We start from the raw sequence: 13693 nt of genomic DNA, 5'->3' as shown, positions 1-13693 counted from the left end.
GATGCGCGAACAGGTTTCGTCGTCGAGTCCGAGATCGGTGAGTGCCTGACGCACATCGAGATACGCCTTGCCGCCGGTCATGATGCCAAAGCGCGCATGCGGCGAATCAATTTCGACGCGGTCCAGTTTGTTTGCGCGCACGTAGGCGAGCGCCGCATACCACTTGTAGTCGAGCAGACGCGCTTCCTGCACCAGCGGCGAATCCGGCCAGCGGATATTCAGGCCGCCTTCGGGCATGGCGAAGTCGTCGGGCAGAATGATTTTCGTGCGATGCGGATCGATATCGACCGAAGCCGACGATTCGACCACATCGGTCACACACTTCATGGCGACCCACAGGCCGGAATAGCGGCTCATCGCCCAGCCGTGCAGGCCGAAGTCCAGATATTCCTGCACATTCGACGGAAAGAGCACCGGCAGGCCGCACGCCTTGAAGATGTGTTCCGACTGGTGCGCGAGCGTCGAGGATTTGGCGGCGTGGTCGTCGCCGGCGAGCACGAGAACGCCGCCGTGTTGCGCCGAGCCGGCCGAGTTGCCGTGCTTGAAGACGTCACTGGAACGGTCGACGCCTGGGCCCTTGCCGTACCACATTGAGAACACGCCATCGTATTTGGCGCTCGGGTACAGGTTGACCTGCTGCGAACCCCACACGGCGGTCGCCGCGAGGTCTTCGTTGACGCCGGGTTGGAACACGACGCGATGGGCGGCGAGATGCTGTTTCGCCTTCCACAAGGATTGATCGAGACCGCCGAGCGGCGAGCCACGGTAACCGGAAATAAAGCCGGCGGTGTTGAGCCCGGCGGCCTCGTCGCGTTGCTGCTGCAGCATCGGCAGACGCACCAGCGCCTGAATGCCGCTCATGTACGCGCGGCCGCGTTCCAGGGTGTATTTGTCGTCGAGCGTGACGGAAGATAGCGCGGCTTCGAGCGAGGCTCGCTGACCTGCGTCTAGCGGGGCATTCATTATGTGTACTCCTCCACCGAGTTTGGGATCACCAAAGCTTTTTTGGGCCGCGGCATCTTGTGAATGCTTGGGGCCGGGGTCGCCATATTGACGTGTTTTAAGTGATGGTAGCACTGGTAAAAACCCGCCGCAGCCCGCACGGGAAGATCCTGGCATCCAACTTGACGTGAATTATGGCCAGCGCCGCAATGCCACTGTAACAAGCTGTAAAAACTACAAATATGCGGAACCGCAGTGGAAATGCCTGTCTAATAGCCCACCTGCGAGCAATGTCTGCGCAACGCTCCGCATTCGGCGGGGCTTCAGGACAGCAGGGCAGTTAGAAAAGGAGTACGCATGAACACCAGAAACATCCAGACCTTCCTGATGGTTTCGGCCGCATTTTTCGCCATGAGCGCGCCAATGCGCTCGAATTCGGGCAGTGCAGGGACGCTGTCGAACGCGATTACCAGTACGGCGCAAGTCGCGCCCGCAGGTATAGCGGTGGAGCGCCTTGTACGATCTACCAAGGCCGACGAGGAAGACCAGAATTCGTAATGCGTCGCTGATGCGGCGCGCCGGTTGAAAATCGGCCGTTGTCCGGGCTTCGGAGAACGGCACCAACGACGAAGGGCGAGGATCGCAAGATCCTCGCCCTTTTTTATCTCCCAGATTCCGCGCGGGCCTTCGGCCTTTAGGCCTTGTCCTGAACCACCCCACGGCGAATCTGGTCCAGCTCGATCGATTCGAACAGCGCCTTGAAATTGCCCTCGCCGAAGCCCTGATTGCCCTTGCGCTGGATGATCTCGAAGAAGATCGGCCCGATCTGGTTTTCGGTGAAGATCTGCAGCAGCAAGTCCTCCGGTGCGCCGTCGATCAGGATCTTGCGCTTGCGCAATTCGTCGAGCGGCTCGCCGTGGTTCGGCACGCGGCGATCGACCAGTTCATAGTACGTGTCGATCGTATCGAGCAGCGAGATGTTCGACGCGCGCAAACCGTCCACGGTGCGGTAGATGTCGTTGCTTCCCAGCGCGATGTGCTGGATGCCTTCGCCGTGGTACTCGTCCAGATATTCCTGAATCTGACCTGCCACGTCGGAACCTTCTTCATTGATCGGAATGCGGATCTTGCCGCACGGCGAGGTCATCGCCTTCGATTTGACGCCGGTCACCTTGCCTTCGATGTCGAAGTAACGCACTTCCCGGAAGTTGAACAGACGCTCGTAGAACTCCGCCCATTCCTGCATGCGTCCGCGATGGACGTTGTGCGTGAGGTGATCGATGTAGGTCAGGCCGTGGCCGACGGGATTCGGATTCGCGCCGGGAATCGGCTCGAAGTCGACGTCGTAAATATCGATGTTGCCAATGCTGTTCGGCTCAGCGCCGTTCTTGCCGCGCCAGCGGTCGACGAAATAGATCAGCGAGTCGCCGATGCCTTTGATTGCGGGGATGTTCAGTTCCATCGGGCCGGTCTTGTTGTCGAAGCCCCACGCGCCTTTTTCCAAGGCCTGCTGATACGCCTTGGCTGCGTCTTGCACACGGAAAGCGATCGCACAGATCGACGGACCGTGCAGGCGCGTAAAACGTTGCGCGAACGAACCCTGTTCACCGTTGACGATGAAATTGATTTCGCCCTGGCGATACAGCGTCACGTCTTTATGACGATGCCGGGCGACGGCGGTGAAGCCCATCTGTTCGAACAGCTTGCCGAGCGCTTTCGGGTCCGGCGCGGTGTATTCGATGAACTCGAAGCCGTCGGTGCCGACCGGGTTATTCCAAGTTGAAACCTGCATTGTCTGTCTCCTTCCATCCAAGCTAAGCGCTGGCGCGGGGTGCGCAATTGAGCGCGACTGAACTGAATGACGCAAGTGTAAAGGCCGATCAGCGAAGAAACCTTGCGAACTTAATCGCCCAACGCTACGCTGGCGCTATTTTCTAGCGAGATCTATTACTTGGAAGGCAGAAAAATGGCCAATATAGAGATAGATGCCATCGACCGACGCATACTGGCGATTCTTCAGGAAAATGGCCGGCTGTCGAATCAGGAGATCGCCGAGCGCATCAATCTGTCGCCGAGTCCGTGTCTGAGGCGTATCCGCCGACTGGAGGAGAGCGGCGTGATTCGCGGCTATGTCGCGCTGCTCGATGCGCAAAAGCTTGGACTCGATCTGCTGGCCTACGTCAACGTGCGGCTGGAAAAGCGCAGCGATCCGGCGCTCGGTCCGCGCGGCGACGCCACACATGCCGATCTGTTCCGCGCAGCGGTGCAGACATGGCCGGAAGTGGTCGCATGTCACGCCATGACCGGTGACATGGATTACCTGTTGAGGGTGCAGGTCGAGGACATGGCGCACTTTTCACGTTTCGTGCAGGACCAGCTGCTGCACCATCCATCTGTCATCGACGTGAAGACGAGCTTTTCGCTCGAGAAATTCAAGGAGACGACGGCGCTGCCGATTTTGTGAGCGTTGGGCGGCAGCGGGCGGTACGAGTCACAAACAAAAAGGGCGGCCACAAGGCCGCCCTTTTCTCGCCGAAGCGCAGATCGGTTACGCGGCCTCGGCTGCAGGCAAGAACGATTGGAACAGTTTCGACGCGTGACGCGCCTGGCGCTTGAGTGCGTAGTCGAACACCGCGGCTTGTTCCTGCAGCATCTCAGCGATGATGCTCGATTGATCCGCCGGCGGCAGCGTCAGATAGGCGTCTGCTTCGCCATACGCATATTCGATCTTCATGCCGGCCTTCTTCGCGATATGCATCATGGTCGAATTACGTGACAGGCAGTGCATGTAAAGCGTAGTGACATGGGTGTTGCGGCTGCGGATGGCGGCGCGTTCGAACAGCTTCGAGCCAATGCCTTGTCCGCGGACGCTTTCCAGCACCGACACGCCGAACTCTGCGGTGCGCTTGTCGCCTTCCGCAGGCAGATACGCGAGATGGCCGACGCCGGTGAGTTGCAACTCACTATTGAACACGCCGAAGACCGTGTCGCGCGTGAAATCGATCGCACGGACGTAGTTTTCAATGACGTGGTTCGGCACGATCTGGCCGAAGCGCAAAAGGCGGTCGTCCTCGTCGAGCGAAAGGAAGTGGGTCAGCAGTCGATCGCGGTCGACGGCGGTGAGTTCGCGGACCAGAGCAGGTGCACGACCGCCTGGCTGCGACAGGCGACCGTGCGCGACGATCGGCTCAGCGGCGCGGGGTGTAATCATGTTCATGGTCAGGTTCTCCTTTTGATCGAGCGGCGTGCTGCACCGCAAAAACGATTTTAGCGGAAACCCTGACTCATCACTAGGGAAAACCCGTATAAAAACTGAGGCGAATGCCTAAAACGCTAACGGTATTTTTTTAGATATTTGATTATTAAGGAAAAATAAATTGAACGAGCGTTCGTGACTAGTTGTCGCGGCGGGACAACGCGCGGCAAGTATCCCTTTTGAACATGCTGCTATGCGCAATCAGACTTCGGCAGCGCTGAGTCCGTGGTCGACCATATTGACGACCTGCTCGGCAAATTCCCGGTAGCCCATGCGGCCGTCCGGTTTGAGCCAGGTGAACGTCCAATTGATCATGCCGAACACCATCATCGTGAGGGCGGTCTGGTTTTCGCGCGTGGCGCGTTCCGGATAGGCGCGCGCCAACTGTCGCGCAAACGCCGCGACCACGTCGCGCTGGCGGTTCAGGATCACTTCTCGCTGGGTGTCGACCAGATACTTCACGTCGTTCAGAAGCGCGACGTGGCGGCTGTGCGAGGTCTCGTACTCGGACAGAAACGCGCGGATCAGCTCCGCGAAGGTTTCCCGCTCGGACAGTCCGCGACGTTGGCTCGCGCCCTCCACCTCGGCGATGATCAGCATCAGCCGCTTGGTGTAGCGGTCCAGCAGATCGAACAGGATTGCTTCCTTGCTGGCGTAGTAGTGATACAGGCGCGCTTTCGAGGTGCCGCTCGCGGCGGCGAGGTCGGCCATCGAGGTGCTCGGGTAGCTGGTCTGCGCGAATTTCGCCGCGGCTAGTTCGAGAATCTGATCGCGCTGGGTTTCGTGGTCGGGGGCTCGGGTGCGGGCCATAGTTGTCTATTTTATTAGTGTGGACAGGGGGCAAGCGCCGCGCACAGTTCCAGCGTGCGCCACGCGCTCGCCTCGCCACGCAGCTTGATACGGCGCGTCGCGGCAAGTTCGCGGAAGCGCCACAGCACGATGCTGTCGCTTACCAGATACCAGAGTTCGGCGGTCATCAGTTCGGCGGCAACACGCGCGGCGGGTTGCCAGTCGCCGGTGACGTGTTCGAGAATCAGCGCGTCCAGATCGGCGAAGCTGCCGCTCGTGAATGTATTGTCGCGCCAGCGCCGCGTTTCGCCGTTTGCGTGTTTGGCTTCCTGCCATTCGAGCGCAAGCCGGCTGATGCGCAGAACTGAAATCGGCGCCGCATCCGACAGACGCCCCTGCAATACAGCCGGCGCGAACATGCCGACGGAGGTCGCGCGATCTTTGCGGCTATGCGCCCATGCGCCCGGATCGGTGAGGTCGCGAATCGACAGACGCACTTCATTCAGCCGTTGCGGGCTGTTGCGCAGGTGGTAGCAGACGCGGCGCAGCATGAGTTGATCGGCTGCGCTTTCGCCGTGCCAGACCACCAGATTCGCGTCACCGCGCGCGATGTTCTCCAGCGCTGCCGCCTGTTCGCGGAATTCCCGAAGAAAATCGCGCCTGGTGTCGGCGCTGACACGGTCCCAGAATTCCGCCCGCACGTGGGGTCCGTCATCGATACCGCGCAGTGGACCGACCGCCAGGTCGTCGCGCAGTGCATGCACGCGTTCGTCGCGGGCCGCCTCGGCTAGCGCAGCGCGGAGTGACTCGGCGGCGACGTCGCCGTTGGTGAGATGGATCGTGCTCATCGGCAGTGGCTTGGGCAGGCAAAAAACGCAAGTAAGAACGCAAATGACAAATGGGGCCGCTCGTCGATCGGAACAGATGTCCGATCACGAGCGGCCCCTAGTGTAAGCGGATCGCGGACCTGCTGAAAGCGTCGCGGGCGTCGCAGGGTCACCCGCCGCGCTCGACTCAACGTTCGTCGTAACTCACCACCACGCGGTCGCTGATCGGATGGCATTGGCAGGTCAGCACGAAACCGTCGCGGATTTCGTGTTCTTCCAGCGTGTAGTTCTTTTCCATCTTGACCTCACCTTCGAGCACCTTTGCGCGGCAAGTGCAGCAGACGCCGCCCTTGCACGCATAAGGCAGCGCGAGGCCGGCGCGCAAGCCGACGTCGAGCACGCTCACGCCCTGATACGGCAGACGCAGCTTGCGCCGTTTGCCGTCGAGGACGATTTCGAGGTCGGCGGCTGGCGTGTCGTCGGTGATCTCGACCGGCGGCACGCCCGCTTGCGGCAGCGGCGAACCGAAGCGCTCCACATGCACTTTTTCCGAAGGCACGCCCGCGGCTTTCAACGCAGCTTCGGCGGCATCCATCATCGGGCCGGGGCCGCAGATGAAGGCTTCGTCGATCGCATCGGCCGGCAGCAGGTTTTCAATGAAGTCCGCACACTTCTGCTGGTCGAGCACGCCGTTGAACAGCTCGACGTCCTGCAGATCGTCGGACAGCACGTGATACAGCACGAAGCGATTCATGAAGCGGTTCTTCAGATCCTCGAGCTCTTCCGCGAACATGATCTGATCGACGCTGCGGTTGCCGTACACCAGTGTGAAGGTGCTGCGCGGCTCGACTTCGAGCGTGGTCTTGATGATCGCAAGCACGGGCGTGATGCCCGAGCCACCGGAGAACGCGATGTACTGCTGGCCCTGGTCCGCGTTCAGATGGGTGAAGAAGCGGCCGTCCGGCGTCATCACGTCGATGGTGTGGCCGGGTTGCAGCGTGTCGAACGCGAAGTTCGAGAAACGCCCGCCGCGCACGCGCTTGATGCCGATGCGCAGTTCGCCGTCGCGGTCGTAATCGGTGACGCCGACGCAGATCGAGTACGAACGGCGCGTTTCCTCACCGTCGATGTGCGTCTTCAGCGTGACGAACTGGCCCTGCATGAAGCGATAGTGATCGCGCAGTTCGACAGGGACTTCGAAGGCGACCGAGACCGCGTCTGCGGTTTCGGGCCGCACTTCGCGAATACGCAGCGGATGAAATTGCGGGGTAGCCATATCAGTATGGTTTGAAGTAGTCGAAGGGTTCGCGGCAGTCGAGACAGCGGTACAAGGCCTTGCAGGCCGTCGAGCCGAATTGGGCGAGACGCTCGGTATGCGCTGAGCCGCAACGGGGACACGACGGCGCAGGCAGCGCGCGCGGCACGAAGCGCATCACTTTTTCCTGCGACGCAGCCGCCGCGCTGCCGCAATTGCCCGTGGGCGGCGCAATGCCGTAGACGCGCAGTTTCTCGCGCGCTTCGGCAGTCATCCAGTCGGTGGTCCAGGCCGGCGCGAGCACCGTGGCGATCCGATAGGGCTTTAGCTCGGCCACATCGAGTGCATGGGCAACGTCCTCGGCGATCTGCGACATCGCCGGGCAACCGGAATAGGTCGGCGTGATCACGACTTCGAGCGCGCCATCGGCGGCGCGGCGCACGTCGCGCAGAATGCCGAGTTCACGAATCGACACCACCGGGATTTCCGGATCCGGTACCGCTTCGAGCACCGCCCAGGCGCGTTCGAGCGTGGCATCAGCAGTGGGCGTGACAGTCGCAGTCGCAGTCGAGGTCGTCATCGTCGAGTTCCGTTGGGTTGCGCAGAAGCGCTTACCAGGTGGCGCCGGGATGCTGGCGTGCGAGGCTTTGCATTTCAGCCAGCACGAAGCCCATGTGTTCCGAGTGCTCGCCATGCTTGCCGGTCGTGATGTGCTTGACCGGTTCCGGCAGGCTGAGGGTGGCTTCGTCGAGCGTGGCCCGGACGTCTTCGAGCCATGCAGCTTCGAGCTCCGGCGTGAGCGGTCCGATGCCGGCGGCAGCGATGGTCTCCTCGACGGCATCCGCGCTGAAAAACTCACGCGTGTACGGCAGCAGATAGTCGAGCGCGGCTTGGGCGCGGCGATGCGACTCGTCCGTACCGTCGCCGAAACGGATGAGCCATTCCCTCGCGTGGTGCACGTGATAGCTGGTTTCCTTGATCGATTTCGAGGCGATCGCGGCGAGCTGCTCGTCTTTGGACGCAGTGAGCGCGGTCCACACATGCGCCATCAGCGTCGAGTAGAGGAAATTGCGCACGATCGTGACCGCGTAGTCCTTCTCGGCTTGCGCGGTGCCGGCGAGCGGGCCGTAATGCGGCAACTCGGCCAGCGTGTAGTTGGCGAACTCGCGTTCGGCGCGAAAATACGCGTAGTCGTCTTCCGTGCGGCTTTTGCCGGTGAGCTGCTGTTCCAGCGAGGCTGCGTGCGTGTACAGCAGGCGCGCCTGGCCGATCAGGTCGAGACTCATATTCGACAGCGCGATGTCCTCTTCGAGGATCGGGCCGTGGCCGCACCACTCGGCATTGCGCTGTCCGAGGATCAGCGCGGTGTCCGCGAGGCGCAGCACGTACTGCAGATGTTGGGGCGTGATGGTCATGGCTGCGCTTACATGTGGTTGACTTCGTCGGGGAGCGTGTAGAACGTCGGGTGGCGGTAAATCTTGTCGCCAGCCGGTTCGAACAGTTCCGCCTTGTCTTCCGGCGCCGACGCCGTAATCGCCGACGACGGCACCACCCAGATGCTCACGCCTTCCTGGCGGCGCGTGTAGACGTCGCGCGCCATGCGCAGCGCCATCGGCGCGTCGGCGGCGTGCAGGCTGCCGCAGTGTTTATGGTCGAGTCCCTGCTTGCTGCGCACGAAGACTTCCCAAATCGGCCATTCCTTGTTCATTGCTGATCTCCTGTTACTTTGTCTGGCTTGCCGCTGCGGTCAGGCAGCTTGCTGTTGTGCGCGCTGGCGCTGCTTTTCGGCGTGGGCGAGGGCGGCTTCGCGCACCCAGGCGCCGTCGTCGTGTGCCTTCACGCGAGTCGCGAGGCGCTCGCGATTGCACGGCCCGTCGCCATTCACGACGCGCCAGAATTCTTCCCAGTCGATGTCGCCGTAGTCGTGGTGGCCGCGGGCTTCGTTCCACTTCAGGTCCGGGTCCGGCAGCGTGACGCCGAGCACCTTGGCCTGATCGACGGTGGCGTCGACGAATTTCTGCCGCAGATCGTCATTGGAGATGCGCTTGATGCCCCATTTCGATGACTGGTTGCTGTGGATCGAGTCTTTGTCGCTCGGGCCGAACATCATCAGCACCGGCCACCACCAGCGGTTCACGGCTTGCTGGACCAACTCTCGTTGCGCATCCGTGCCGCTCATCATCGACATCAGCGCGTCGAAGCCTTGACGCTGGTGGAACGACTCTTCCTTGCAGATACGGATCATTGCGCGCGCGTACGGACCGTACGTGCAGCGGCACAGCGGGATCTGATTCATGATCGCCGCGCCGTCCACCAGCCAGCCGATCACGCCCACGTCCGCCCAGGTCGGCGTTGGGTAATTGAAAATGCTCGAATACTTGGCTTTGCCCGAGTGCAGCGCCGCGATCAACTGATCGCGCGACACGCCGAGCGTTTCCGCCGAACTATATAGATAGAGGCCGTGGCCGGCTTCGTCCTGCACTTTGGCCAGCAGGATCGCCTTGCGCTTCAGGCTGGGTGCGCGTGTGATCCAGTTGCCTTCCGGCAGCATGCCGACGATCTCCGAGTGCGCGTGCTGCGAGATTTGCCGCACCAGCGTCTTGCGGTAGGCGTCAGGCATCCAGTCTTGCGGCTCGATCTTGCCGTCGGCGGCCATGACGGCGTCGAATTGCGACTGCTCGGGCGAACTCGCTGCCGTATCGAGCGGGGCAACGTTGCCGGGGATATCCAGGGATTGCGTGTACATGGGGACGCTCTCAGCGGAAGTTGTCTGTGTCTGCGCAGTATAAACCAACCGACCGGTCGGTTTATAAATTTTTTAAGATGGACCGTGATTGTCGATAGGGGCTTGGGGTGGCAGTGGCGGAGGCGTTTCGCTTGCGCCGTCGCCCCCGGCCGACGCTTAACCTATAAAATTGCGAATTGGCCGCGATTTGCGGCCTTCCTGCAGCCCCGGTACACATGTTACGTCTAAGCGAAATCAAACTCCCGCTCGATCATCCCGAAAGCGTTCTCGAAGCCGCCGTCCGCGCGCGTCTCGCTGAACTCGGCGTGGGCGACGACGGGCTCATCCGATACACCGTGTTCCGCCGCGCGCACGACGCGCGCAAGCGCGCCGACATCAAGCTCACTTACATCGTCGACGTCGAAGTAAAGGATGAAGCAGCCGCGCTTAGACGGCTCGCCGATGTGCCGCATTGCGGCGTGACGCCGGACATGACGTACCGTTTTGTCGCCAAGGCACCGGCGCGACTCACCTCGCCGCGTCCAGTCGTGATCGGCATGGGCCCTTGCGGCCTGTTTGCCGGGCTGATCCTCGCCCAAATGGGTTTCCGTCCGATCATTCTTGAGCGCGGCAAAGCCGTGCGCGAGCGTACCAAGGATACTTTCGGGCTGTGGCGCAAGTCGGTGCTCAACCCTGAATCGAACGTGCAATTCGGCGAAGGCGGCGCGGGTACCTTCTCGGACGGCAAGCTTTACAGCCAGATCAAGGATCCGAAGCACTATGGCCGCAAGGTGCTCGACGAATTTGTCCGCGCGGGCGCGCCTGAGGACATTCTTTATCTGAGCCGGCCCCATATCGGCACGTTCCGGCTCGTCAGCATGGTCGAAAAGATGCGCGCGACCATTCACGAGCTGGGCGGCGAGGTGCGCTTCGAGGCGCGAGTCGACGATATCGACATCGATCAGGGCAAGGTGCGCGGTCTCAAACTGTCGACAGGCGAGGATTTGCGCTGTGAGCATGTGGTGCTGGCGGTTGGCCATAGCGCGCGCGATACCTTTCAGATGCTGAGCGACCGCGGCGTCTATATTGAAGCGAAGCCGTTCTCGCTCGGTTTTCGGATCGAACATCCGCAAGGCTTGATCGATCGCAGCCGTTTCGGCAAGTTCGCCGGCCACAAGCAGCTGGGCGCCGCGGACTATAAGGTCGTGCATCATTGCAGCAACGGGCGCGCCGTTTATAGCTTCTGTATGTGTCCTGGCGGCACGGTGGTCGCCGCGACGTCCGAGCCGGGCCGCGTGGTGACCAACGGCATGAGCCAGTACTCGCGGGCAGAGCGCAATGCGAATGCCGGGATCGTCGTCGGCATCACGCCGGACGATTATCCGGGCGGCCCGCTTGCGGGCATCGCCTTCCAGCGCAAGTGGGAAGAGCGGGCGTTCGAACTGGGCGGCGGCAACTATATGGCGCCGGGGCAACTGGTGGGCGATTTCATCGCCGGTCGGCCGTCTACATCGCTGGGTTCGGTCGTGCCGTCCTATAAGCCGGGCGTGCATCCGACCGATCTCAGCACGGCGCTGCCCGACTACGTGATCGAAGCCATCCGCGAAGCGTTGCCGGAAATGGACAAGAAGATCGCCGGGTTCGCCATGCATGACGCCGTGCTGACAGGCGTCGAGACGAGAACGTCGTCGCCGATTCGGGTGCGGCGTCGGGATGACTATCAAAGTATGAATGTCGAGGGCTTGTATCCAGCCGGTGAGGGCGCCGGGTATGCCGGCGGAATCTACTCGGCAGCCATCGACGGGATCGAAGTGGCCGAAGCGCTTGCGCTGAAAATGATTGGAGTTTCGGCGGCAGGTTGATCTGGACGAAGCTTGCGCTCGCATCGAAAGCTGCAGCGCGGATGGCTTGGTACCGGTGGCTATTGGGGGTCGGCGCCGGTCGGCTGCTGTGCAGGTGTTAGGCCGGTGGTCCCATTGAGCTCTAGTGCCGGGCGAACCGAATGCGTCTGGTTTGTGGCGGCCTGCTGAAAACCCTTATCGCTCTCGCGGTACGTTCGACGTGCAATTCTGCCGCCAAGGGCGTTGATTGGACGATCGGGTTGGCGCGGTCCGCCGCGATGGCTATGGCGATCGGGCACAATGCTCGTTTCGCCTCGAACCGACCATCTGAATGACCATTCGCACCCTGGCCGCCGCATGTGGCGCGGCGTTGCTTTGCCAATTTGCCGTTTCCTCAACTGTTTTTGCCGCCGATGGTCCGACACACTGGGTGTCCGCATGGGCGACCGCATTGCAGCCGATTCCGCAACGGTCGGATTTGCCGTCGTTGTATCGCGCCCCGGAAGTGGCAGGGCGCACGGTTCGTCAGATCATTTATCCGACGCTGTCGGGCAAATCCGCACGAGTTCATCTCAGCAATGAGTACGGCAAGACAGCGCTCGTGATCGAGGAGTTGCGCATCGCGCGCTCCACGGGCGGCGCGGCCGCGTTGAGCAATAGTGAGGCGCGCGTGACTTTCGGCGGCAGGAATTCAGTGAGCATCCCGCCGGGCGCGGAGTTGGACAGCGACCCGGTTCCTATCGACATTGCCGAAGGTACGCCTTATGCGATTAGTGCGTTCATGGGGCCGGAACAACGGATTGTGGCCTGGCATCGCGTCTCGAGCCAGTTGAACTTCGTTTCCGCACCGGGAAATCACACCGCCGACCCTTCTGCCAAAGCGTTTCGCGGCCGGTTCACGCAATATGTGTGGGTGACGGGGTTGTCGGTGGACGCGCCGTCGTCGGCTGCGGTCGCCGCGATCGGCGACTCGATCACGGACGGCATGCGCTCCAGCCTGAATCAGAATCGGCGGTGGCCGGACGCGCTGGCGCGTCGGTTCGCCAGCAGCGGCGACCACTCGACGGCCATCGTGAATCTGGGCATCAGTGGCAATCGCTTACTGAGCGACTCACTCTGCTACGGCGACGCGCTCGTGCGGCGTTTCGACCGGGACGTGCTGGAACGCCCGGGTGTCAAGACCGCAATTTTGCTGATTGGCATCAACGACATCAATTTTGCGGAGATGCCGGCTCGTAGTGGCCTTGACTGCGACTCCCCTCATACCTCGGTGACGGCCGCCGACCTGATTGGCGGCTATCAGCGGGTGATTGCGGATGCACGGCACCGCGGCGTGAAGGTGTTCGGCGCAACCTTGACGCCCGCATCGCTGCCAGCGCCGCGGGAGACGATCCGGCTTGCGGTCAACCAGTGGATCCGAACCAGCCACGCTTTCGACGGCGTTGTAGATTTCGATGCTGCACTGCGTGACCCGGCGCAACCGAATCGTCTGCAGCGCGCTTTTGACAGTGGTGATCATATCCATCCCAGCGACGCTGGATATACCGCTATGGCCGAAGCGATTCCGGTGACTGCCTTGGTGAAGTCAACCCGGAAGTGAGTTGCCAAAAAGATTTTGGTTAAACCCTTGTCACGTGGCTGATGTTCACCTATAGTTCGCCTCCTCGTTTGCGAACGAGCGCCGCGGTAGAAACCAGCGGCCGTAGCTTCGACAAGGTTTTAAGCGAAAGCAAAAAATGTTGTTGACGAAACGAAAAAGAGGCCTCATAATCTCGTTTCTCTGCTGCTGATGCAGCGACGCAGAACGAAGCGGTACCGGGTGGTTGTGAAGGTGTGCAGCACGGTGCGGTTTTGGTGGTGAATGCGGACCCGATCTTTAAAAATTAACAGCCGATAAGTGTGGGCGCTTGATGCGCGACGCGCGGCGGGTCCTTCGGGGTCTGCCGGGAAGCGAAAGTATCAAGTCTCACACGAGTATTAAAGGAAGGTTTTCCTGTCTCTGGACAGGTTAATCATTCGTCAGTACGTTGAGTGAGCGACCGGTTCTTAACTGAACCG

Annotated in this window: 13 protein-coding genes and 1 pseudogene; 4 read left to right on the top strand and 10 right to left on the bottom strand. The window is 61.3% G+C overall.

The annotated features are described in order from the left end of the window. A pseudogene (locus QOC89_RS08620) lies at nt 1–963 on the bottom strand (indolepyruvate ferredoxin oxidoreductase family protein); the annotation flags it as partial. A gap of 336 nt (nt 964–1299) precedes the next feature. On the opposite strand from QOC89_RS08620, the gene QOC89_RS08615 reads away from it, so the two are divergent. Beyond that, a complete protein-coding gene (locus tag QOC89_RS08615) occupies nt 1300–1500 on the top strand; it encodes a hypothetical protein (protein ID WP_323044636.1) in 201 nt (66 codons plus the stop codon). A 136-nt stretch (nt 1501–1636) separates the two neighbouring features. On the opposite strand, the gene hppD is transcribed toward QOC89_RS08615, so the two are convergent. Further along, a complete protein-coding gene (gene hppD / locus QOC89_RS08610; protein WP_323044635.1) occupies nt 1637–2734 on the bottom strand; it encodes a 4-hydroxyphenylpyruvate dioxygenase in 1098 nt (365 codons plus the stop codon). A gap of 174 nt (nt 2735–2908) precedes the next feature. Here hppD and QOC89_RS08605 point away from each other — a divergent pair, with 174 nt between their 5' ends. Further along, complete coding sequence (locus tag QOC89_RS08605; protein ID WP_323044634.1) at nt 2909–3406, top strand: Lrp/AsnC family transcriptional regulator; 498 nt, start codon at nt 2909–2911, stop codon at nt 3404–3406. A gap of 84 nt (nt 3407–3490) precedes the next feature. Here QOC89_RS08605 and QOC89_RS08600 read toward each other — a convergent pair whose 3' ends face one another. From QOC89_RS08600 to paaA, 8 genes are all read right to left on the bottom strand, one after another. Continuing rightward, complete coding sequence (locus QOC89_RS08600) at nt 3491–4159, bottom strand: GNAT family N-acetyltransferase (protein ID WP_323044633.1); 669 nt, start codon at nt 4157–4159, stop codon at nt 3491–3493. Nucleotides 4160–4399: 240 nt separating this feature from the next. Next, on the bottom strand, nt 4400–5008 hold the full coding sequence (locus QOC89_RS08595) for a TetR/AcrR family transcriptional regulator (protein ID WP_323044632.1): 609 nt from the start codon (nt 5006–5008) through the stop codon (nt 4400–4402). A gap of 14 nt (nt 5009–5022) precedes the next feature. Further along, nucleotides 5023–5835, bottom strand: a complete 813-nt coding sequence (locus QOC89_RS08590; RefSeq protein ID WP_323044631.1) for a DUF1835 domain-containing protein — start codon at nt 5833–5835, stop codon at nt 5023–5025. A 166-nt stretch (nt 5836–6001) separates the two neighbouring features. Beyond that, entirely contained in the window at nt 6002–7090 is a 1089-nt protein-coding gene (paaE, locus tag QOC89_RS08585; RefSeq protein WP_323044630.1) for a 1,2-phenylacetyl-CoA epoxidase subunit PaaE, read from the bottom strand. Between the two features lies 1 nt (nt 7091). Further along, nucleotides 7092–7649 carry a 1,2-phenylacetyl-CoA epoxidase subunit PaaD gene (gene paaD, locus QOC89_RS08580; RefSeq protein ID WP_323044629.1) on the bottom strand — a complete coding sequence of 186 codons (558 nt, stop codon included), beginning with the start codon at nt 7647–7649 and terminating at the stop codon, nt 7092–7094. 31 nt (nt 7650–7680) lie between these two features. Beyond that, nucleotides 7681–8484, bottom strand: a complete 804-nt coding sequence (gene paaC, locus QOC89_RS08575; protein WP_323044628.1) for a 1,2-phenylacetyl-CoA epoxidase subunit PaaC — start codon at nt 8482–8484, stop codon at nt 7681–7683. An 8-nt stretch (nt 8485–8492) separates the two neighbouring features. Next, complete coding sequence (gene paaB / locus QOC89_RS08570; RefSeq protein ID WP_007179854.1) at nt 8493–8777, bottom strand: 1,2-phenylacetyl-CoA epoxidase subunit PaaB; 285 nt, start codon at nt 8775–8777, stop codon at nt 8493–8495. Nucleotides 8778–8816: 39 nt separating this feature from the next. After that, a complete protein-coding gene (gene paaA / locus QOC89_RS08565) occupies nt 8817–9815 on the bottom strand; it encodes a 1,2-phenylacetyl-CoA epoxidase subunit PaaA (protein WP_323044627.1) in 999 nt (332 codons plus the stop codon). 215 nt (nt 9816–10030) lie between these two features. Between paaA and QOC89_RS08560 the strand changes: the two genes are divergently transcribed. Next, nucleotides 10031–11656: an NAD(P)/FAD-dependent oxidoreductase gene (locus QOC89_RS08560; RefSeq protein WP_323044626.1), complete on the top strand. Its 1626-nt coding sequence runs from the start codon at nt 10031–10033 to the stop codon at nt 11654–11656. 310 nt (nt 11657–11966) lie between these two features. Then, nucleotides 11967–13235, top strand: a complete 1269-nt coding sequence (locus tag QOC89_RS08555) for an SGNH/GDSL hydrolase family protein (RefSeq protein WP_323044625.1) — start codon at nt 11967–11969, stop codon at nt 13233–13235. Nucleotides 13236–13693 lie beyond the last annotated feature (458 nt).

The organism is Paraburkholderia sp. (assembly GCF_034668105.1).
Taxonomy (GTDB): domain Bacteria; phylum Pseudomonadota; class Gammaproteobacteria; order Burkholderiales; family Burkholderiaceae; genus Paraburkholderia.
Note: the sequence above shows the minus strand (reverse complement) of the source record. Positions and strands in the feature narration are given on the sequence as shown.